The 22,178-nt window shown below is 60.4% G+C and carries 17 protein-coding genes and 1 riboswitch; of the genes, 3 read left to right on the top strand and 14 right to left on the bottom strand.

The window, feature by feature from the left end; genetic code table 11:
* Nucleotides 1–153: 153 nt before the first annotated feature.
* The 4 genes from HMPREF2875_RS12170 to HMPREF2875_RS12155 form a co-directional block, all read right to left on the bottom strand.
* Complete coding sequence (locus tag HMPREF2875_RS12170) at nucleotides 154–732, bottom strand: isopentenyl transferase family protein (RefSeq protein WP_070673477.1); 579 nt, start codon at nucleotides 730–732, stop codon at nucleotides 154–156.
* 57 nt (nucleotides 733–789) lie between these two features.
* Nucleotides 790–1,512, bottom strand: coding sequence for an energy-coupling factor transporter transmembrane component T family protein (locus HMPREF2875_RS12165; protein WP_070673476.1), 723 nt, complete (start codon nucleotides 1,510–1,512; stop codon nucleotides 790–792).
* 67 nt (nucleotides 1,513–1,579) lie between these two features.
* On the bottom strand, nucleotides 1,580–2,989 hold the full coding sequence (locus HMPREF2875_RS12160) for an ABC transporter ATP-binding protein (protein WP_070673475.1): 1,410 nt from the start codon (nucleotides 2,987–2,989) through the stop codon (nucleotides 1,580–1,582).
* Between the two features lie 32 nt (nucleotides 2,990–3,021).
* On the bottom strand, nucleotides 3,022–3,666 hold the full coding sequence (locus HMPREF2875_RS12155; RefSeq protein ID WP_070673474.1) for an ECF transporter S component: 645 nt from the start codon (nucleotides 3,664–3,666) through the stop codon (nucleotides 3,022–3,024).
* A riboswitch (TPP riboswitch) is annotated at nucleotides 3,655–3,796 on the bottom strand. Its footprint overlaps the gene before it by 12 nt.
* A gap of 260 nt (nucleotides 3,797–4,056) precedes the next feature.
* Between HMPREF2875_RS12155 and HMPREF2875_RS12150 the strand changes: the two genes are divergently transcribed.
* Nucleotides 4,057–4,974, top strand: coding sequence for an acyl-CoA thioester hydrolase/BAAT C-terminal domain-containing protein (locus HMPREF2875_RS12150; protein ID WP_246817117.1), 918 nt, complete (start codon nucleotides 4,057–4,059; stop codon nucleotides 4,972–4,974).
* A gap of 87 nt (nucleotides 4,975–5,061) precedes the next feature.
* Here the strand turns inward: HMPREF2875_RS12150 and HMPREF2875_RS12145 are convergent, their stop codons facing one another.
* From HMPREF2875_RS12145 to HMPREF2875_RS12100, 10 genes are all read right to left on the bottom strand, one after another.
* The gene (locus tag HMPREF2875_RS12145; protein WP_070673472.1) at nucleotides 5,062–9,057 is read right to left on the bottom strand and encodes a DNA-directed RNA polymerase subunit beta'; all 3,996 of its coding nucleotides are present in this window, start codon (nucleotides 9,055–9,057) and stop codon (nucleotides 5,062–5,064) included.
* Between the two features lie 120 nt (nucleotides 9,058–9,177).
* On the bottom strand, nucleotides 9,178–12,657 hold the full coding sequence (locus tag HMPREF2875_RS12140) for a DNA-directed RNA polymerase subunit beta (protein WP_070673471.1): 3,480 nt from the start codon (nucleotides 12,655–12,657) through the stop codon (nucleotides 9,178–9,180).
* 300 nt (nucleotides 12,658–12,957) lie between these two features.
* Nucleotides 12,958–13,914 carry a cell envelope lipid trafficking protein PgfA gene (locus tag HMPREF2875_RS12135; protein ID WP_070673470.1) on the bottom strand — a complete coding sequence of 319 codons (957 nt, stop codon included), beginning with the start codon at nucleotides 13,912–13,914 and terminating at the stop codon, nucleotides 12,958–12,960.
* 121 nt (nucleotides 13,915–14,035) lie between these two features.
* Nucleotides 14,036–14,380 carry a HigA family addiction module antitoxin gene (locus HMPREF2875_RS12130; RefSeq protein WP_246817116.1) on the bottom strand — a complete coding sequence of 115 codons (345 nt, stop codon included), beginning with the start codon at nucleotides 14,378–14,380 and terminating at the stop codon, nucleotides 14,036–14,038.
* Nucleotides 14,381–14,552: 172 nt separating this feature from the next.
* The gene (rplL, locus tag HMPREF2875_RS12125) at nucleotides 14,553–14,939 is read right to left on the bottom strand and encodes a 50S ribosomal protein L7/L12 (RefSeq protein ID WP_039673587.1); all 387 of its coding nucleotides are present in this window, start codon (nucleotides 14,937–14,939) and stop codon (nucleotides 14,553–14,555) included.
* Nucleotides 14,940–15,027: 88 nt separating this feature from the next.
* A complete protein-coding gene (gene rplJ, locus HMPREF2875_RS12120) occupies nucleotides 15,028–15,549 on the bottom strand; it encodes a 50S ribosomal protein L10 (RefSeq protein ID WP_039673585.1) in 522 nt (173 codons plus the stop codon).
* A 327-nt stretch (nucleotides 15,550–15,876) separates the two neighbouring features.
* Complete coding sequence (locus HMPREF2875_RS12115; RefSeq protein ID WP_070673468.1) at nucleotides 15,877–16,683, bottom strand: ABC transporter ATP-binding protein; 807 nt, start codon at nucleotides 16,681–16,683, stop codon at nucleotides 15,877–15,879.
* A 7-nt stretch (nucleotides 16,684–16,690) separates the two neighbouring features.
* Nucleotides 16,691–17,743, bottom strand: coding sequence for a FecCD family ABC transporter permease (locus HMPREF2875_RS12110; RefSeq protein WP_070673467.1), 1,053 nt, complete (start codon nucleotides 17,741–17,743; stop codon nucleotides 16,691–16,693).
* Nucleotides 17,740–18,807, bottom strand: a complete 1,068-nt coding sequence (locus HMPREF2875_RS12105; RefSeq protein WP_083311938.1) for a FecCD family ABC transporter permease — start codon at nucleotides 18,805–18,807, stop codon at nucleotides 17,740–17,742. The genes HMPREF2875_RS12110 and HMPREF2875_RS12105 overlap by 4 nt, the downstream gene beginning before the upstream one ends.
* Nucleotides 18,808–19,752 (bottom strand): ABC transporter substrate-binding protein, encoded by a 945-nt coding sequence (locus HMPREF2875_RS12100; RefSeq protein ID WP_070673466.1) that lies wholly within the window; start codon nucleotides 19,750–19,752, stop codon nucleotides 18,808–18,810.
* 124 nt (nucleotides 19,753–19,876) lie between these two features.
* Here HMPREF2875_RS12100 and HMPREF2875_RS12095 point away from each other — a divergent pair, with 124 nt between their 5' ends.
* Both HMPREF2875_RS12095 and HMPREF2875_RS12090 read left to right on the top strand, forming a co-directional pair.
* The gene (locus HMPREF2875_RS12095) at nucleotides 19,877–20,671 is read left to right on the top strand and encodes a siderophore-interacting protein (protein ID WP_070673465.1); all 795 of its coding nucleotides are present in this window, start codon (nucleotides 19,877–19,879) and stop codon (nucleotides 20,669–20,671) included.
* 312 nt (nucleotides 20,672–20,983) lie between these two features.
* Nucleotides 20,984–22,178: IS1249 family transposase (locus tag HMPREF2875_RS12090; protein ID WP_141754632.1), on the top strand; the 1,195-nt coding region annotated here is incomplete at its 3' end.

The following is a 22,178-nucleotide window of genomic DNA, read 5'->3' as shown; positions in this document are numbered from 1 at the left end:
ATAGGGGCTCTTCTCCGGGGCCCTTCCGCATGTCCAGAACTTCCCTCGACCGTATGTGGCCGAGAAACTGATCAGACTTTTCATCTCAGACAAAGATGAAACCATGGGTTAGATTACCACCAGCCCCCTGATCTGCCAAAATCCCCCTTGTGACTACGTCCACTCCCAGGTGAGGTCGGCATCAACCGCGATATCAGCAAAGTAATTCTTTTCTTGGTTCTCCCAGGTTTCGAACCATTCCTCATAAGCGGGGTCGCGCTCCAGTGCGCGTTTGCGGCGCTGCTCACGCGGCCCATCAATGCGGACAGTCACGACAGATCCGCGCTCTTTCGCCGCGGCAATATTCTCCGCGGTGACGGAACCAACGCCTTCCACGATGAGGTCATCGCGCGCGTCAAGGCTGGCCCAATCCTTGGGCGCATTGGTATCCCAATCCCAGCGCCAGTAGCCCGGGTTGTTCTCCCGCAGAACCTGTTCAGCAACCATGACGGAGCCTGCTTCAAGTCCACGCCAGCCGGGATAAAACTCGTCGAGGTGGACCACGCGCCAGCCAGTACGCTCAGCCAAGGCGACCGAGGTCCAGGTTTTGCCGGCGCCCGAGGGGCCGTCGATAAGCACGGTCACTGGCTTCAGCGGGCGTTTGCGGGAAGCTGAGAGCTTAACCACGTCCTCCAAGAGCCGTTCCATCTGGCTGTTGTAGTCAGCGCCCTGGGCATCCTGTGTCTCCTGCATGTGTATTCTTTTCACCACTTCTGGGTTTGCGCGTGCAGTCTCGGTGCCGTGGAGGCTTTAGAGACCGAAGAACCTCCACGAACCACTTAGCACCGAAACTACCACCGGAAGTGCAGCGAGGATCACACCCGCGGCCATCACCAGCCAGTCTCGTCGCTTAAGACGGGAAGGACGGGCCCACGTGCGCTGGCCACCGCCGGGCGGAGTGCGGCCGAATCCGCGCGCCTCCATCGCCGTGGCGAGCTTGCCGCCGCGGCGCAGGGCTAAGACCAGCAATCCGAAGGACATGGTGAGGAGGTGTTTGACCCGGCCTTCATCCGTAAGTCCGCGCGCGCGACGCGCCATGGCAAGGAACTGCCAATCCGACTTAAAGAGCGTCATCATGCGCACGCCGGCCACGGCACCAATGACGAAGCGAGACGGCAGCTTGAGAATCTGGGAGAGGGCGTCACCCAACTCGGTGGGATCAATAGCGCGCGCGAGCACCACCATGGGCAGCGCCACCGCAAAGACTCGAATAGTAATGGCGATGGCGAGCTCAATCGAGTTATCACTCACCGTAATGAGCCACAAGCTAAAGTACTCGCGCCCACCCGGGGCACCATAGAGCAGCATCGAAATACCAGAAATCGGCGCGATGAGGAACAGGAACCAGCCCGCCTTCAGCATGCGCAACCACGACACCCCACACAGCGGGGCAAGGAGCATGGTCAGCGCTAGTGATACTCCCCCGGATACTAGGTCCACGGAGAGCAACAAGGGGGTTACCCACACGAACATGAGGAAGATGCGAGTCAGTGGATTAACTCCGGTCAAAAGGCCCGAAGAAGGACTAGTCGAAGAAAGATTAGCCACGGGTCACCTCCACGCGGTGGTCCCCCAGGGCGGCAATAAAGAGCGGATCATGCGTCACGGAGGCAATCGTCGTGCCCTCATCGGCCATACGTCGCAACAGCCACACCAGCTCGCTGAAGGTGTGGGGATCTTGGCCGAAGGTGGGTTCGTCGAGAAGCAGCACCTCCGGCGCACTCACCAGGGCCGTCGCAACGGACAGACGGCGCTTCTCCCCTCCCGACAACGTGAACGGGTTGGCGTTGAGGAGGTGGCCCAAGCGGAGGGCGTCGACAAGCTCGGCAATGTGCGCCTCGGGGACTTCACGGCGCATGACCTTCGGACCCACGCGTAGTTCCTCAGCCACGGTGCGGGCGACGAACTGGTGCTCGGGGTTCTGGAAGACGAAACCGATGCGGTCAGCCAGCTCCCGGGATTTCCACTCCAGCGGCGAGCCTTTCAGCCCGCGCCGCAGGAAGTCCGCAACACCAATCTCCCCCGACTCCGCCGGGAGGAGACCTGCCACGGTCATCATCCACGTGGTCTTACCCGCCCCATTCGGCCCCGTGAGCACCGTGGACGCCCCGCGCGGAAGCTCAAAACTACGTGGTGGTCCAAAGCGCGTGACTAGATCAGTACTCCACAGAGCAGGCTCGCTGTGCTTGGCGACGTCCCTCGCCTCCGGCAGGTCAGCCACCGTGCGGTTTGCCACGACGCTGTCAAGCGGGCCATCCGCCACGATGCGCCCATCTTTGAGCTCAATGGCTCGGTCCAGCACACCTTTCCACGCTGCGTGCTGGTGCTCGACCACGATGAGCGTGGCGCCGGTGCGCTCCACCATGGTGGAAACGGCCTCGATAACATCGCGCGCGCCTTCCGGGTCGAGGTTCGCCGTGGGTTCGTCGAGAAGCACAACGCCCGCGCCCATCGCAATGACACCCGCCAAGGCGAGGCGCTGCTTCTGCCCGCCGGAGAGCCGCTCAGTAGGAAAGTCGAGGTCAACACACGGCCCCACCATCTCCAGCGCGGCAGTCACGCGCTGCCAGATCTCCTCGCGGGGATAAGCCAGATTTTCGCAGCCAAAAGCCACGTCATCGCCCACGCGCGCAGCAATCACCTGCGAATCCGGGTCCTGGAGCACCAAACCCACCGGGATGGTACGGCCGGGCTGCTCGACGGTGCCGTGGGAATCCTCCAGCAGAATCGACCCGACTCGCGTACCTTCATCATCCCCGCCAAGAACACCCGCAATGGCAGCCAGCAGCGTGGACTTGCCCGAACCGGAGTCACCACACAGCAGCACCTTCTCCCCCGGCTCAATGACAAAGTCAATCTCCGCGAGCGCAGCCTCACGCCTGCCCGCATGTGTCCAGCCGTAGCCACGAGCCGTGACCTTTGTGGCCCCCGCAGCACCTACCTCACTCATACTGCGAAAATAACCTCACCAGCACTCTGCAACTAGGCGGAATGCTGTTCGCGGCCAACCGCGAAGCGATCAAGAGCACCGGTCTTAGCCAGAGCCTTCACCACGAAGTAGCCCACCGCACCGGCCAAAATCGCTCCGGAGATACTCAGGGTGACGAAGTAGATGATGTTGAACTGCAGGGTCTTGCCCAGATTTCCGGAGGTAAACAGCTCCAGCACGAAAGCGCCCCAGCCGGCCGCCATGCCGCCAAGCATGGACACACCCAGACCAAAGCGGCGGTAGAGGAAGATAGCCAGCACGATCTCCACGCCAATGCCCTGTGCGATGCCGGAATAGACAGTACTAATACTCCACTGCGAGCCCAGCAAGGTCGACACGATAGCTGCCAGCAATTCGACGTACAGGGCTGCACCCGGCTTGCGGATCACAAGCCCGCCAATGACACCACCGATGAGCCAAATACCCGTGGCAATACCACCCAAGCCCGGGGTAAGCGCATCCATAGCCTGGAACCAGGCATAGCCCACCGTGTTCCACACCAGGAACACGAAACCGCAGGCCACACCCAACACGGATGCCACCACGATGTCCACGACGCGCCAATTCAGGCTACGCGGTGCGGCACCAGGTGCTCCCGCACTTGAAGCACCCGCACCAGACGTGGATACAGAATTCATTTTTCCTCCCTCTCGCCGGCATTATCCGGATCAGGTTCAACGGTTCGCCACAGCACTGCGGCATCTCAGCTTCCGTCCACGCGCGAAAGAGAAAATCACGCTAGGACGAAGAGCACCCGTGACATGTGTAGTTAACAGCTAAAAAGCACAGCTAGCTTAGCAATCTCGGACCAAAAGAGCACATCCACTCCACCGACGCAGATGCAGGAAGCGATATAGAATCCACCGCAAAACTACAAACCACAAAAATCTCAAAAGCTAGAAACGGAGACAACCAACGTGCGAGCTTTCAAAGTAATCCTCAAAGTCATTGGAGTAGTACTTATCTGCATCATCGTTCTCGTAGCAGGCGTATGGATTATTCACACCATAAATGCCAAGCGATACGCGATGCCAGAGCCTCCCGAAGGTGGCGACGAGCGCATCCTTAAAGAAGAAGGCGTTGAGAAGATCGCGGGCGACTACATGCAGGGCTTCCACCTCACCCCGCAAAGCCAGCACCTCACCCCGCAGGGCAGAGCCCACCCAGGGACGGTCGTAGTATTCGGTGGCTCCGACGGTGGCGCCAACGTTGAGCAAGCAAAGATGCTGCGCGATAACGGCTACGACGTGTTGGCCCTCTACTTCTTTGGCAAGCCAGGCCAGAAGGAATTCATTGATGAGGTACCACTCGAGTTCTTCGACGAGGTCATCGCTTACGCCAAGGTGAAAGGGAACGGCAGCGAGCCCCTCACCGTCATCGGTACCTCTAAAGGAGCAGAACTCACCGCCAATCTGGCGGCACGCTACCCGGAGATCTCCAATATCGTTCTTTACACTCCTGCCGACCACACCTTTGGCAGCCTGACCTATCAACAAGGAAGCGGCGCCACCAGTAGTTTCACTTGGAATGAACAACCAGTCCCCTTCGCCAAAGAGCAAGGCTCTGAGATGGGCACCATGCTCTTCCGCTTCGCTTTGGGCCTTCCCGTGTCCTACCGCGCCGGCTACGAAGCCAATGTTGCCGCCGCGGCACCAGACTCCATCATTGACCTCAGCGGTTTCCACGGCCACGGCCTTCTCTTCGCCGGCACTGAGGACGCCATGTGGCAGGGCGACGTAGCCGCTGAAACTCTGGCCGCTCAGAACAAGAATTTAGAGCCCCACATCTATGACGGCGCGGGCCATCTTTTCCACGAGAACATCGAAGAACTCATCGGCCCTTCCTGGGAAACGATGATGGGCGGCACCGTTGAGGCCAACCGTGAGGCCAAGTTGGATTCCGACCGCATCCTGCTCGAGCGCCTCACCGAGTGGCACACGGGATAGGAATACTCCTTAAGTAGAAAGAAAACCCGCACCTCTTCCCCACCATCACGTGGCGGGTAGAAGTGCGGGTCTAAAAGTGCTTAACGCTTAGAAGGTGTAATCCTCCTCCAGCGGGACGGAGGCGCCGGTGAACTCACCGAAGCCATCGTCGCCGTAGATGGAATCACCGTAGGTCGGGATGGAGTACGCAGCGTTGCGTGCGGCCTCAGTCGGCTTGACGCTGATGTTGCGGTAGCGGGAAATACCGGTACCGGCCGGGATCAGCTTACCGATGATGACGTTCTCCTTCAGACCAATGAGCTGATCCGAGCGCTTGTTGATGGCGGCGTCGGTAAGCACACGCGTGGTCTCCTGGAAGGAGGCCGCAGACAGCCAGGACTCGGTAGCCAGGGAGGCCTTGGTAATACCCATGATCTCACTGCGCAGCTGAGCCGGCTGGCCACCTTCAGCAACCTGTGCGGCGTTAACCTGCTTGGCCTCAGAGAGGTCAATGAGGTTACCCGGCAGCAGGTCGGTAGTACCAGCGTCGATGACGGTACCGCGACGCAGCATCTGGCGGATGATGATCTCGATGTGCTTGTCGTGGATGGCCACACCCTGTGCACGGTAGACGGCCTGGACCTCGTCGATGAGGTGCTTCTCCACACCGCGGCGGCCGAGGACCTCCAGTACGTCGTGCGGGTCAGCCGCACCACGCATGAGGCGGTCACCGGTCTCCACGTGGTCACCATCGCGCAAGGAGCGCTCAATCATGGCATCCGGGTTGGACTCCATCGGGCGGCGGACCTGAGCCAGACCCTGGCGCTTCGACAGCTTCTCGTAGACAACATTGTCGGAACCGTCATCGGGAGTGATGGTCAGGGTCCAGAAGTTGCCCTCATCGGACAGGGACACGGTGCCGTCGACGGAAGCGATAGGAGCGCGGTTCTTCGGGTTACGGGCCTCGAAGAGCTCCTGAACACGCGGCAGACCGCCGGTAATATCGCCACCGACACCACCCTGGTGGAAGGTACGCATGGTCAGCTGGGTACCCGGCTCACCAATGGACTGTGCGGCCACGATGCCGACTGCCTCACCGATGTCCACCAGCTTGCCGGAGGCCATGGACTTGCCGTAGCACTTCGCACAGACACCAGCCGGAGTCTGGCAGGTCAGCACGGAGCGGACCTTGATCTCCAGGACGCCAGCGTTAACAATCTTACGGCTGAGCTCCTCAGTCAGGTCGGCGCCAGCCTCAGCGATAACCTCGCCGTTGTCATCCTTGACGTCGTTAGCCACGACGCGGCCGGATGCGGAGGTCTCCCACAGCTCGTGCAGGTCGTAGGATCCTTCGGCAATCTCAACGCCGAGCGGGACACGCACGCCCTGGCGGGTACCACAGTCCTCCTCGCGGACGATGACATCCTGTGCCACGTCCACGAGACGACGGGTGAGGTAGCCGGAGTCGGCGGTACGCAGAGCGGTATCGGCCAGGCCCTTACGGGAACCGTGGGAGTTGTTGAAGTACTCCAGAACCGACAGACCCTCACGGAAGGAGGTCTTAATCGGGCGGGTGATGTAGTCACCCTTGGAGTTCACAACCATGCCCTTCATACCGGCCAGGGTCCAGATCTGACGCATGTTGCCGGCAGCACCGGACTTCACGATCATCGGAATCGGGTTGTCATCCGGGTACAGGTTCTCGACGGCCTCACCGACGGTGTCGGTAGCGTCCTTCCACAGCTCCACGAGGCGGTCGTAACGCTCGCGCTCAGTAAGAGCACCCTGCTCCCAGTACTTACGCTCGATGCGCTCTGCTTCCTTCTCGTAGGACTCAAGCACCTCGTGCTTGTTCGGGAGAACCAGAACGTCATCCATGGTGATGGTCACGCCGGAACGGGTGGCCCAGTAGAAGCCAGCGTCCTTCATCTTGTCCAGAACCTGGGCAACGGTGATCATCGGGTACTTCGCGGCGAGGTCATTAATGACGTCACCAAGCAGCATCTTGTTGCCGGCGCCGCCCTTACGGACCATGACGCCCTCCAGGTACGGGTAGTTCCACGGCAGCAGGTCGTTGAACATGATGCGGCCCAGGGTGGTCTCTGCCATCCAAGCCTGGCCCTTCTGCCAACCATCCGGGAACTGCTCGGCCTCGATATCTGCAGGCGGGCGCAGGTGGGAGATGCGCACCTTGATTGGTGCCTGCAGACCCAGCACGCCGCGGTCGCGAGCCATGATGGCCTCCGCGTAGGAGGAGTAGACGCCCTGTGCAGGCTGGTCCTCGGTAGCTTCACGGTAACGTCCCGCGCCACCGATCTCGTCCTCGCCCTTGTCCATGGTGAGGTAGTAAAGACCGGTAACCATATCCAGGCGCGGCATAGCCAGCGGCTTACCGGAGGCCGGGGACAGAATGTTGTTGGAGGCCAGCATAAGAACGCGGGCCTCAGCCTGTGCCTCGGCGGACAGCGGCAGGTGGACTGCCATCTGGTCACCGTCGAAGTCGGCGTTGAAGGCCTCACAAGCCAGCGGGTGCAGCTGGATGGCCTTACCCTCCACGAGCTTCGGCTCGAAGGCCTGGATACCCAGGCGGTGCAGGGTCGGTGCACGGTTCAGCATCACCGGATGCTCAGAAATGGCCTCTTCGAGGACGTCCCACACCTCAGGGCGCTGACGCTCCACCATGCGCTTGGCGGACTTGATGTTCTGGGCGTAGTCATTCTCTACCAGACGCTTCATGACGAAGGGCTTGAACAGCTCCAGTGCCATGAGCTTAGGCAGACCACACTCGTGCAGCTTGAGCTGCGGACCAACGATAATCACGGAACGGCCGGAGTAGTCCACACGCTTACCCAGCAGGTTCTGGCGGAAGCGGCCCTGCTTACCCTTGAGCAGGTCAGACAGGGACTTCAGCGGGCGGTTGCCCGGGCCGGTGACCGGACGGCCGCGGCGGCCGTTGTCGAAGAGGGCGTCGACGGACTCCTGCAACATGCGCTTCTCGTTGTTCACGATGATCTCAGGCGCGCCGAGATCGATCATGCGCTTGAGGCGGTTGTTGCGGTTGATGACGCGACGGTAGAGGTCGTTGAGGTCGGAGGTGGCGAAGCGGCCACCGTCCAGCTGCACCATCGGGCGCAGCTCCGGCGGGATGACCGGGATAGCGTCGAGCACCATGCCGGCCGGGTCGTTGCCCGAGCGCAGGAAGGCTGCGACAACCTTGAGGCGCTTCAGGGCACGCATCTTCTTTTGGCCCTTGCCGTTGTTGATGATCTCCTTGAGAACCTCTGCCTCAGCCTCGAGGTCGAAGTTGCGGATGAGGGTCTGGATAGCCTCAGCACCCATGCCACCGGTGAAGTAATCCTCGTAGCGGTCAACCAGCTCTTCGTAGATGGTCTCATCGATGATCATCTGCTTCGGAGCCAGCTTGATGAAGGTGTTCCAGATTTCGTCGAGGCGAGCAACCTCGCGCTCACCGCGCTCGCGGATGTGCTGCATCTCCTTGTCAGCGGCGCTCTGAACCTTGCGACGCGCGTCAGCCTTTGCGCCGGCGGCCTCCAGCTCAGCCAGATCCTGCTCGAGCTTGGCAGCGCGCTCAGCGATCTCTGCCTCGACGTCATCCTCCACGTCCTTCTTCTCCAGCAGCATTTCTGCTTCTAGAGTGGACTGATCATTGTGGCGAGCTTCCTCGTCCACGGAGGTGATGATGTTGGCAGCGAAGTAAATGATGCGCTCGAGGTCCTTCGGAGCCAGGTCCAGCAGGTAGCCCAGGCGGGAAGGAACGCCCTTGAAGTACCAGATATGGGTAACCGGCGCGGCCAGCTCGATGTGGCCCATGCGCTCACGACGCACCTTGGACTTGGTCACCTCGACGCCGCAGCGCTCACAGATGATGCCCTTGTAGCGGACACGCTTGTACTTACCGCAGGAGCACTCCCAGTCGCGGGTCGGGCCGAAGATGCGCTCGCAGAAGAGGCCGTCCTTCTCCGGCTTGAGGGTTCGGTAGTTAATGGTCTCGGGCTTCTTGACTTCGCCCTTGGACCAGCGGCGGATGTCATCGGCGGTGGCCAGACCGATACGGAGCTCGTCGAAGAGATTTACGTCAAACACGTAATGTCTCCCTTTCATCCCCCGTGGCGGGGGAAGTTGATGGCTTTTATGAGTTAGTAATTTTCTATGCCCGCCCCCACGTGGGGCGGACCAAGCAACTAGACAGTAATTAGGCAGCTATTAGGCAATATCAGCGTCGGAGCGCTCGTCGCGGGACAGGTTAATGCCCAGGGACGGGGCGCCATCCAACTCGTCATCATCGGAGCCGGACAGTTCCATCGGGGTGCCATCGGTGGAGAGAACTTCCACGTTGAGGCACAGGGACTGCAGCTCCTTGAGGAGGACCTTGAAGGACTCCGGAATACCCGGATCCGGGATGTTATCGCCCTTGACGATTGCCTCGTAGACCTTGACACGGCCGACGACGTCATCGGACTTGATGGTCAGGAGCTCCTGCAGGGTGTAGGCAGCGCCATATGCCTGCATTGCCCACACCTCCATCTCACCGAAGCGCTGGCCACCGAACTGTGCCTTACCACCCAGCGGCTGCTGGGTAATCATGGAGTACGGGCCGGTGGAACGAGCGTGAATCTTCTCGTCGACCAAGTGGTGCAGCTTGAGCATGTACATGTAGCCGACGGATACCGGGTACATGTACGGCTCGCCAGAGCGGCCGTCGAAGAGGCGGGCCTTACCGTGCTCATCCACCATGACGTCACCATCGCGGTTCGGCTTGGAGGAAGCCAGCAGGCGAGAGATCTCTTCGTTGGTAGCGCCGTCGAAGACCGGGGTTGCGGTGAGCGACTCCGGTGGGACGTCGTACAGCTCTTCCGGCAGCTTCTTCAGCAGATCGGCGTTGGCCGGATCCTCGGTATCGATCTTCCAACCAGCGTGCGCCAGCCAGCCGAGGTGAACCTCGAGAACCTGACCGATGTTCATACGACGCGGCACACCGTGGGTGTTAAGGATGATGTCAACCGGGGTGCCATCCTCCATGAACGGCATATCCTCCGGCGGCAGAATCTTGCCCACAACACCCTTGTTGCCGTGGCGGCCGGCGAGCTTGTCGCCGTCCTGGATCTTGCGCTTCTGAGCCACGTAGACGCGGATCATTTCGTTGACGCCCGGAGCCAGGTCGTCGTCATCCTCGCGGGAGAAGCGGGAGACGCCAATGACCTTACCGGTCTCACCGTGCGGCACCTTCATGGAGGTATCGCGCACCTCGCGAGCCTTCTCGCCGAAGATGGCGCGCAACAGGCGCTCCTCCGGGGTCAGCTCGGTCTCACCCTTCGGGGTGACCTTACCCACCAGGATGTCGCCGGCGCGGACGTCGGCACCAATGCGGACGATGCCGCGCTCGTCGAGGTCACGCAGAACGTCATCGGAAACGTTCGGGATCTCGCGGGTAATCTCCTCTGGGCCCAGCTTGGTATCGCGAGCATCAATCTCGTGTTCCTCGATGTGGATCGAGGTGAGGATGTCTTCCTCCACGATCCGCTGGTTGAGGATGATGGCGTCCTCGTAGTTGTGGCCTTCCCACGGCATAAAGGCAACCAGCAGGTTGCGGCCGAGGGACATCTCACCGTTGTGGGTACCGGGGCCGTCGGCAAGCACCTGGCCTGCCTCCACGCGGTCACCCAGGGACACCAGCGGGGTCTGGTTGTAGTTGGTGTTCTGGTTGGTGCGCTCGAACTTGCGCAGCATGTAGGTATCACGCTGGCCCTCGTCATCCATGATGGTGATGAGGTCCGCGGTGACGTTTTCCACCACGCCCGCCTTCGGGGTGATGATGAGGTCACCGGCGTCGTAAGCAGCGCGCTGCTCCATACCGGTGCCCACGTACGGGGCCTCGGAGCGTACCAGCGGCACGGCCTGACGCTGCATGTTCGCGCCCATGAGGGCACGGTTAGCATCGTCGTGCTCGAGGAACGGAATCATGGCGGTTGCCACGGAAACCATCTGACGCGGGGAGACGTCAACGTAGTCGACACCGGAGGCATCGGTCACGCCGATATCGCCGTCCTTGAGGCGAACCTCGATACGGTCGGCAGTCAGGGTGCCGTCGGCATCCTTCTCTACCTCGGCCTGGGCGATAGCGTAGCGATCCTCTTCGTCAGCGGTGAGGTACTCGACCTGGTCGGTGACCTTGCCGTCCACAACCTTGCGGTACGGGGTCTCGATGAAGCCGAAGGCGTTCACGCGAGCATACGAAGCCAGCGAACCGATCAGACCAATGTTCGGACCCTCAGGGGTCTCAATCGGGCACATGCGGCCGTAATGCGAAGCGTGGACGTCTCGCACCTCAATGCCGGCGCGCTCACGGGACAGACCGCCCGGGCCCAGCGCGGACAGACGGCGCTTGTGGGTCAGGCCGGACAGGGAATTGTTCTGGTCCATGAACTGCGAGAGCTGGGAGGTACCGAAGAACTCTCGGATGGCAGCAGAAACCGGGCGGACGTTAATCAGGGAGGTCGGGGTAATCGACTCTGCATCCTGGGTGGTCATGCGCTCGCGGACGACGCGCTCCATACGGGACAGGCCCACGCGGACCTGGTTCTGGATGAGCTCGCCCACGGTGCGGAGACGACGGTTACCGAAGTGGTCGATATCGTCGGTGTGGATGGAGATCATCTCGCCGTTCGGAGCCTTCATCTCACGCTCACCTGCGTGCAGGCGCACGAGGTATTCGAGGGTGACAGCGATGTCTTCCTCGGTCAGGGTCATCAGGCCATCGTGGTCACCGCCCAAGCCGAGCTTGCGGTTGACCTTGTAGCGGCCCACCTTGGCCAGGTCGTAGCGCTTGGCGCGGAAGAAGGAGTTATCCAGCAGTGCCTGCGCAAGGTCACGCGTGGGCTGCTCGCCCGGGCGCTGCTTGCGGTAGATCTCCAGGAGAGCCTCATCAGTGTTGGCCACGCCATCGGACTCGAGGGTGGACATCATGAGCTCGGAGAAGCCGAAGCGCTCCTTAATCTGCTCCTCGGACCAACCCAGGGCCTTGAGCAGAACCGTCACCGGCTGGCGGCGCTTACGGTCGATACGAACGCCGACGGTGTCGCGCTTATCGACGTCAAACTCGAGCCACGCACCGCGGGAAGGAATGACCTTCACGGAGTGCAGCGGGCGCTCGGTGGACTTGTCGATGGTCTGGTCGAAGTAGACACCCGGGGAACGCACGAGCTGCGAGACAATAACGCGCTCGGTGCCGTTGACGATGAAGGTGCCCTTATCGGTCATCATCGGGAAATCGCCGATGAAGACGGTCTGGGACTTAATCTCCTGGGTGTCGTTATTAATAAATTCTGCGGTGACGTACAGTGGCGCCGAGTAGTTGATGTCCTTCTCTTTGCACTCGTCCACGGTGTTCTTCACCGGCTCGAAGCGAGGCTCCGACAGGGACAGGGACATGTTGCCCGAGTAATCCTGGATCGGAGAAAGCTCCTCGAGGATATCCTCAAGGCCGCTCGTCACGCGTGCGTCGTCGCCGCGCTCTGCCTGCTCGCGTTCGCGCCACTCGGGGGTACCGATGAGCCACGCGTAAGAATCGAGTTGTAGATCAAGGAGGCCCGGGACAGCGATGGGCTCGCTGATTTTAGCGAAGGAGTATCGCTTCGGGGCTCCAGGGATGTTGGCCACTGACTTGGTCTGGCGGGAGACTGCCAAGATGGGTCCTTCCAGTACCTCTGGCGGATTGCCTCCCCACCCTGGCCGGTGAGGTGCAAAACCGCTGGTAGATTTAGCATTCGGTCTGCTGTGGAGTGACTGGGTTTAGAATGCACAAAATCACCTTGTCAAGTCGGTTTTGCCATCACCGCTCGAAAGGCTAAATGTGCACTAAAGATCCAGATTCCAGCGCAACGAAATAGCCTATAGCATAATGGCAGCCTTGTAAAGGCGAAACGCGCCCGCGGCGTGTCGCTACGTTTCTTTTACCCTCCGGAGGGTCTCTTACCCTCCGGAGGGCTAGCGGGAGTGGCGGTTGGTGGGACGTCGGAAAGCGCCCAGTGCCCCAAGCAGTACCAGAACGGCACCGATTCCAATGCCGCCCCAGCGTACCCACTGCCCCACAGCACTGCGCGGGAAGCGCTCAGCCTGATGGAGCAACTCCGCACGGGACTCCTCATCAGTTGCACCATGAAACGCGAACTGCACCTCGCGCTCATTGCCCTCGCGGTCGCCCCAGTAGTCCTTGATATCGACGTCCATGCCCACGACGAGCCCGGTGGCTTGGTCCACATACAGGTCCCGCGTTGCGGCGTGGAAGAGGTAGCCCTGCTCGGTGGAACCGTCCTCATTGCTTAGCGTGGTGGTCGTGGTACCGGCATAAAGGGTAGCCACGTTGGTGGGTTCAATCTCCTGGTGGTAGCGGTAGACCGTACGGCCGTCGATCTCGAGGGACTCCTCGAACACGGCGTCGGCTGCTTTGCGCAGCACCGGGTCAAAGACCGGGTAGGTAGTCTGCTCGGCATCGGCGGGCAGCTTCAGCCAGTAGCCCTCGACGGGGACCTCCGCCGTGGGCGAGCCCATGGTGTGGGAAAGCGCCGCCGGGCCCGTGGCCTCACCCCTAAGACGATCGACGGGATAATTCCACACGCGCGCAAAGCTCAAGTCCTCCACGTTGCCCGTGCCGCCGCGGATGGCAGACTCCCCCACCCGCAGCGTCGCCGTCTCCTTGTCCGCTGGGTCCTGGATATCCATATTGAGCTGATAGGTCATCGGCCCCTCGTACCGCGTAACGCCCTCTGCGGACAGCTCCTGCGCGGTGGCGTTCTCATCCTGCATCGTCCACGTGGTGTCCTTGATATCCAACGGCAAGCGCGGGCTAAAACTCAAGAAGCTCGACGCCGCCAAGCCGGCCGCGATCAGCGCAACGCCGAGGCCGAGCAGGAGGACGGAGAAGATGCGGGACTTGGGCAGCATGGTGGCTTATCCTACCGATTCGTTTGCTCAAAACACACTTGCCCCAGAAGGTGCGTTTCAGATTTGTGTAGCGCTGATAAGGACGACAACTGGCACAGGACTGAGCAGAAATCACCAGATTCTACGAGGAAGTGCCAGCTGCCTCTTTGTGATTCCACGGAACGATAGCGCTGACATCAGTGGTCTGGCGAGCTTTCCACAGATCGTATTCCTCTTGGAGACCGAGCCAGAACTCCGCGGAGTTCCCAAAGTAAGCTGACAAACGCAACGCCATATCAGCACTGATCCCGAGCGTACCGCGGGTAATTTTGGAAACTTGGGAACGGGTAGTGCCAATATCACCGGCCAGGCGATACTGGGTAATACCGCAGGGTTTGAGGAATTCTAGGAGAAGGATTTCTCCAGGATGCGGAACAGGAACAACATCAACATGAGTATGCGCGTCAGTGGTAGTCGATAAAGTCAACGTCAACAGCTCCTTCGGGTGTCCACTTGAATATGATGCGCCACTGCGAGCGCATAATTCAAGACCGTCGGCCATATTAAAACGGGAACAACCCCGCGCCGCACATAAGCGGAACGGGGTTGTTGGTGCGCAGCGAGTGTGCTGCGCGGGAAAGCTGAGTAATTCAGGTGAATTACTTGAGCTCGACGGAAGCGCCAGCCTCTTCGAGCTTAGCCTTAGCAGCCTCAGCGTCGTCCTTGGAAGCGCCCTCGAGGATAGCCTTCGGAGCACCCTCAACCATTTCCTTGGCTTCCTTCAGGCCCAGGCCGGAGACGATCTCGCGGACAGCCTTAATAACGCCGATCTTCTTAGCGCCAGCGTCGGTCAGAACGACGTCGAACTCGGTCTTCTCTTCCTCAGCGGCACCGCCGGCAGCCGGGGCACCAGCAGCAACGGCAGCAACCGGAGCAGCGGCCTCAACGTCGAAGACCTCCTCGAATTCCTTAACGAACTCGGAGAGCTCGATGAGGGTCATTTCCTTGAAAGCTTCAATGAGCTCGTCCTTGGTGAGCTTAGCCATGATTGGCATCCTTTCTCAGTGTTCCTGGCCGCGCTAGGCGGCCAGATAAAAGTGTGTGTGTTTAAGTTGTGCGCCTTTAGTTGGCGTCTTAAGCTTCTGCAGCCTTCTTGTCCTGCAGGGCCGCAGCGGTGCGGACCATCTTGGTAGCAGGAGCGTTGAATACGGCAGCAGCCTTTGCCATAGAACCCTTCATGGCGCCAGCCAGCTTGGCGAGAGTGGTCTCGCGGTTGTCCAGCTCAGCGATGGCTGCAACCTGGTCGGCAGACAGGATGTTGCCGTCCATGTAGCCACCCTTGACGACGAATGCCTTGTTGTCATCAGCGAACTTCTTGATGACCTTAGCGGCATCCACTGCCTCGCCCTTGATGAACGCAATAGCGGTCGGGCCAGTCAGGTGCTCGTCAAGACCCTCGATGCCAGCTTCGTTGGCAGCGATCTTGAAGAGGGTGTTCTTGGCGACGGAGTACTCAACGTCAAAGCCGAGGTTGTTACGCAGCTCCTGGAGCTGACCCACGGTCAGGCCACGGTACTCGGTAAGCACGATGGAGTTAGCGCCATCGAGCTTCTCCTTCAGCTTTGCCAGGTCTGCAGTGTTCTTCGGGTTTGCCATTTTCTACTTCGCCTCCTTTCGAAACATCTCTTGTGTTTTCCGCCGGGGCCTTCCCTACTCCGCTTGCCCAATGGACAACCGAAATAACAAAAGCCCCGTGCAAGAGCACAGGGCGCGCGCGGAAATCCGCGCTCATTCGCAAAGTGTCTCCTGCGTGGGCCGTCCTCTAGGATGAGGAACCTTCGATCCGGTGTTCCGGATGACCGACGGTCTTCGGTGAACTTTGACGCGGCCTCAGCGGGCCGTTCAAACTTCGCTAGGTACTTTACAACCCGACCTGCTGAAACTCCAAATCGCTCCCCCTGAGGCCTTTTTACTCGGGTTACTTTATGAGGTTGTTTCTTCGCCGAGCACCCCACGCGGAACGATGACGGGGGCGTCGCTTCGCGGGTCATCCCAGATTTCCACGTCAATGCCATACGCGGCTGCCAGCACTTCTTTTGTCAACGCCTGGCGGGGAGTTCCCTGCGCGATGACCTCGCCGTTGTTCATGACCACCATGGTGTCGGAGTACTGACCGGCCAACATGAGATCGTGCAACACGACGACGACTGTTTTCCCCGCGTCGGCCTGCTTGCGCACGAGCTGCAAAACGCTCATGGCGTGGGCTGGGTCGAGGAAGGTTGTGGGTTCGTCGAGAAGCAGCACTGGTGTGTCCTGCGCCAAGGCCAGCGCGAGCCACACCCGCTGGCGTTGTCCACCCGAGAGCGCCGCGATGTCACGGTCGATGAAGTCGGTAATACCGGTCTCTACGCAGGCCTGCGCAATGATGTCGCGGTCTTTCGCGGACAGGGCCCTACTGCGGCCCAGGTGCGGGTATCGGCCACGGGCGACGAGCTCGCCTACCCGCAGCCCGTCCGGCGCCGTCGGCTGCTGCGGAAGAAGCGCCACGTGGGCAGCTGCTTCTTTCGGGCTCATGGCGTGCACGTCCAGCTCACCGATGTGCACACGTCCCTGCCGCGGGCGAAGAATCTTGGACAAGGTCTTCAGCAACGTGGACTTACCGCAGCCATTAGGGCCAATAAGCGTGGTGATTTCACCCGGGCGGGCCACCAAGTCAACGCCGGACAGGATGTCTTCCCCGTCCTTATAGCCAGCATGAATACCGGTGGCCGTAATTTCTCTGTCTTTCACAAGCTTTTTATCCTCTCCGCCGTGCGGCGTTCCACACCAAGATGACTAGGGCACAACCTCCGATGATGGAGGAGACAGCGCCTACGGGAGCGTCCATCGGCAGCATTCCAGCAATGACAGCGCACGCGCTCAACAAGGCAGCGCCGGCAGCGCAGGAGACTAGGGGCACCGGCGTGGGCGTGCGGGCAACAATGCGCCCCACGTGCGGGGCCAGAAGTGCGATGAAACCAATCGGTCCGGCCACGGATACGGTCACCGCGCAGATGCCCGTAGCTGCGACCAACAGGAGCGCGCGTGTTCGCGTGATGTTGACCCCGAGGGATAGGGCCGAGAGATCATCGTGCGCAAGGAGCGGCAGCTCCCGAGCACACCACAGGCCAAGCACCACGAAAGGAGTCAAGCCCACGAGCAGAGGAAGAATGACCTCCATCCGCACAAACCCCGTGGTTCCCGCCAGCCACAACTGCGATTGCGCCGCGCGGAGGAGCTCGGCTGCGCGCAATAGATACGCCACCAGCGCTTGGAATAGCAGGGAGAGCGCGATTCCGACGATGACGATGCGGTTGCTCGTGCCGATTCCCCCAAGTGCCACCAGCAGGAGGGCCGCTAGCACCGCGCCCAGCAGCGCGAGTCCCGCCCGCCACCAGAACATGGAGAGTCCTTCGGCAAGCAGCGGCCGGGAGAATACCGTTCCGAGGACCACCATGACGGACGCACCACCAGTCACGCCAAGGATGTCCGGCGAAGCCAGCGGATTGCGCGACATCGACTGCGTCCACGACCCTGCCAGGCCGAGCGCGGCACCCACGATGAGGGTCGCTAGCGCTACGGGCATGCGCAGGTCCCAGACAACGCGGATTTCGCTGCGGCTTCCCCCGCCGTTGAGAATCTCCAGGACCCGCCCCGGGCTCAAGTCCACGGGTCCTTGCCCCAACAGGAGAACATAGGAGCTTGCTGCGACCAGAACAAAGAAGCAGGTCGCTGCCCATATCCATGTCCGGCGCTGCCGCTCTTGGGAACGCAGATGCTTGGCGACGTCCCCCTTCACCCGCCCATTCATAGCTTGTGCTCCCCACGGTGTACGGCCCAAATGAGAAATGGTGCGCCAACAAAGGCCAAGACGATGGACATCTCCAGCTCAGAGGGGCCCGCGATGAGGCGGCCCAGAATATCTGCAGCGAGTACGGAGCAACCACCGAGCAATGCGGCAGGAGCAATCATCGCGGTAACTTCTGGCCCCGTGAACCGACGCAGCAGATGGGGGATAGCGAATCCGACGAAGGCAATGGGCCCCGTCGCCGCGGTAGCGCATCCCGCTAGGACAACGATGCTCAAGGCAGCGCCGCGCCGCGCCAGCGTGGGAGAGCCACCTAGAGCAACCGAGGATTCCTCCCCCATTGCCAAGAGATCGAGCGGGCGCGCGACACGTGCGGCGATGATAAACCCGATGAACAATCCGGCACCCCCGATGGCGACGTCTTCTGGGCCGCGCCCAAACGTGGAGCCAATGGTCCACCGGCGCATGCTGTCGAGGACATCCGTGGAGTACAGGCCGATCAACATGGCGCTAGAGCTCAAGGCAGCAGCAACACCTGCGCCGACCAAGACCAGCGTCAGGGGATCCTGAAACCTGCGGGACACACCCAGCACTAATGCTGTGGCCAGGCCGGCGCCTACGAGGGCGAGCGCTGTCCGCATCCCGGTTGAGGTGGCGACACCTAGCGCCGTGCCGAGGGCAACCAGGAACGAGGCTCCCGCGGTGATACCAATAAAGCCCGGATCGGCCAGCGGGTTTCTGGTCCAGGACTGGGCGATTACACCCGATACCGCGATTGCTGCTCCTGCGAAATAGGCCACGAAGGTGCGGGGGATACGCAAATCCCACACGATGTTCTCGATATCTGCTTCGCCCCCGTGGAGGAGGGCAGCGAACAGATCCGGAAACGGGATAGCCCTTGACCCCACTACCAGCGAGCACAGGAAAAGGAGAAGGGTCACAATAACGAGTCCCGTGGCCAGCCGCGCGCGGCTTCTCCCCCGCGAATCCAGTGCGTCTGCCTTGCCACGGCGTTGCGGGTACGCAACGCCGTGGATAGCGTCAGCCTTCCTCGGTAGTGCGAGCACTTAGAGCTGCTCTTCGAACTTGTTGACGGCCCACGGGATCGTCAGCGGGTTCGGCACGCTCATCGCATTGCCGGTGTCCGTGTCGAGGTAGCGGACGCGTCCATCCTTGACCACGTCCAGGCCTTGGAATGTGGAATCCTTCTTCAGCTCATCGACCGCACCGTTGTAATCCAAGACGAACAGATAGTCCACATTGTTGAGCTGGGAGTAGTTTTCCGGGGCATAGTCCACGAAGAAGCTGGAACCATCACCCTGCAGTTCCTTGGGGATCTCAAAGCCGAGGTCTTCGATGAACTGGCCACGGCCGTCTTCTGCCGTGTAGAGGCCCAGCTTCCCGTCATAGGGCATGAGGATGGCTGCGCGCTTGCCCTGCAGCTCCGGGTGGGAGTCCTTGAACTGCTCAAAGGCGCCCTCTGCTTGGTCAATGAGCTTCTCCCCCTCCTCTTCCTTATCCACGGCAGAGGCGATGGTCTTGACTTGCTCATCCCAGGGGATCTGCCAGTCCTCGAAACCTTCGGGCTTCACGGTCAGCGGGGCGATATCCTCGAGGGATTTCTTTGCCTCCTGATCCACTGCCTGGTTCACGGCGATGATCTGTGTGGGGTCCGAGGCAGTGACCTGCTCTAGAACCTCGGCCGTGAAACCGGAGGCGGTGTTATAGATCACCTCGGGCTGGGCATCTCCCAAAAGCTCCTTCGCCCATGGGCCAACTCCGGAGGGATCACCATCCCCTTTCGCACCCCAGGGGGCCACAGCAACCGGAGTGATTCCGAGTGCCAGCACGGTATCGGCATCACCGAGCCCCAGGCTGGCAACGCGCACCTCCTCAGCACTGTCCGCACCCGCGCTGTCCTCGCCACTTCCGCGGGAGCACCCCGCTAAAGCAATCGCTGCCGCTGAGACAATAGCGAGCACGGTTTTCGCGCGCCGGTGGATAGCAACCATGGAATAATCCTTTCCTTCAACGGGAACGAGCATGCAAGCATTCGCACCCCTAAATTATTTGAGGCTAGCCTAACCTGTACGTTATGATGGTTTCAAATTTGGCCTCTACCTAGGATCAATTCCCTTGACGCATCACCGCTTATTGCCCGTCACCCTCACCGGGAACACCCGCCTCAAGCCGCGGCTGCACCGTTTAACTTTTCACTCGCCGGCTTTTAGTGACTACCCCTTAGCCGGGCCTGACGAGTATTTTGGGCTCCTCATGCCCCAAGACGAGCAGGATTTTTCGCCCTTCCCGGTCGACGATACCAATGTTCGTGCCGCCGTCACCCGATTGCCCGACGACATTCGCCCAGCATTGCGCTGGTACACAATTCGCAAGCTCAACCAAGAAGCGTGCACCATCGATGTCGACGTGGTGACCCATGGCGATAATGGCCCGGGCTCACGCTGGATCCTCAATGCCCAACCCGGGGATACCGCCGGAATATATACCGGGCAAGCACTGTGGCAGGCCCCTAGGAAGTCACAACTGCTACTCGCGGATGCCTCTGCTCTACCGGCGCTGTGGCACATCCTCGAGCACTACGAAGCCTTCTCACCGGAAACCTTGGGTGCAGTCGACGTCGTTGCCATGATCACAGACGACGCTGAAGTTGAAGACGGCTTGGAGGAGACGTGGCGCGGCAAGGTCCGCTCACTCACCATGGTCCTGGCTCCACACGACGAACACTGCACACGCGCCAGACAACTTCTCGGCTCCCGCTTCACCCCCGATACCGCGCCAGATTCGGTATGGGTTTCCGGCGAAGGGGATCTCGCCAAAGCTGTGCGCTCATTAGCCGTGCATGACTGGGGCATTCCGCGCGAAGACGTCATCTGGTCCGTGTACTGGATGAAAGGGAGACCGCGACCCTAGAGCAGTCTTCGCCTCTAGAGCCTGCTGCCTAGGGCACAGGGACCAAAGCAATGGCACCTTATGCAAAGGGCCGCATGCATTCACCTGGACTTATCTCGATTCAGCGCTGCATATGGTGTCTTTAGTCTGGTCCCCCTTCCCCTCCTCCAGCGGCCTAAACGACAGGATGTGTTGGTGAGGTTGGATGGTTAGCCGGTCTGGCGTGCTGGTATTAGGATGATTTCACTTATCCGGAGGGATAACCCAGCCTTGGGCCGGAAATACCGCAGGGAGAGTGCTGGTGTGCTAGCTGCCTAGGTTCACGATGGGAGGATGAGTAAGAATCATCCTCGATGCCCCGTCTGTAGCGGGGTATGCACCAAACACGGAACAACAAGTACCGGTCGCCAACGATGGCGATGCCGCACTTGCAAGGCCACCTTCACTCGCGCCAATGACGACGCAGTTCAAGCAAAATGGTTTCGCCTTTTCATCTTTTGGCTCATGTCAGGCCACAGCCTGGCACAGACAGCTAAGACCTGCGGAGTTTCATCACGCACTCTGCAACGCCGCTTCAAAACGTTCTGGCTTATCCAACCTCCCCGAAGCGTTGATAAGCAGCGAATCTACGATCAAATCTTCATCGACGGCACCTACTTCAACACCAAGTGCCTTGTCGTAGCTGCTGACTCCTGCCATGTCATCAACTGGTTCTGGTGCACTAAGGAATCCTCCTGGTCTTACATGCGCCTGCTGGACGAGATAGCCCCACCACAACTGGTGACCTGTGATGGGGATTCCGGAGGACTTAAAGCACTACGCCGCCTGTGGCCTGATACCCCGGTTCAACGCTGCATTGTCCACGTCAAACGCAACATTCAACGCGCCACAGGCCTTCACCCCACCTCGCCGATGGGCAAAGCACTGCGACGGCTTTCCTTCGAACTACTAGCCGTAACCAACCTGGATGAAGCAGCCGAATGGACTGCCAAGCTACACCAATTCGGCACTGTATTTAGCGCCCAGCTCAAAGCCAGAACTTACGTCAAAGACGTCCCTTTCGAGCAGATTCCTAAATCCAAACGTGGCAACAAAAAATGGTGGTACACCCACGATGTTCACCGCGGAATTTACCTGCAGCTGAAGAAAATGAGTCAACACGGACACCTCTTTGCCTACCTCACCCAAGCTAAAGAAGGCCAACGCTTAGAACGCACAACCAACAGCTTGGAAGGCGGAGTGAACTCGCAAATCAAGAAACTGATGCACGCCCACCGAGGACTGCGCGACGAGCAACAACGCATCGCCTGTGACTGGTGGCTGTACCTACACACGCAGCTGCCTGACGACCCCGTAGAAATCGCCAGGCAGCAAAACTGGGGCCAGGACGCACTCGCCAAAGCACAAACCCTAGCCAACCAGGAAACACAAGCCACCAGCGGCCATGAAGACGGCCGACCAGCAACCTACGACAGCGCCATCGACACTGCCTACTGTTGCGCAGGGGTATCTAGTAACACCGTGGTGA

Origin of the sequence: Corynebacterium sp. HMSC078H07 (assembly GCF_001812805.1) — a bacterium.
Taxonomy (GTDB): Bacteria; Actinomycetota; Actinomycetes; order Mycobacteriales; family Mycobacteriaceae; genus Corynebacterium.
The sequence above is the reverse complement of the archived record's forward strand: the minus strand, read 5'-3'. Positions and strand labels throughout refer to the sequence as shown.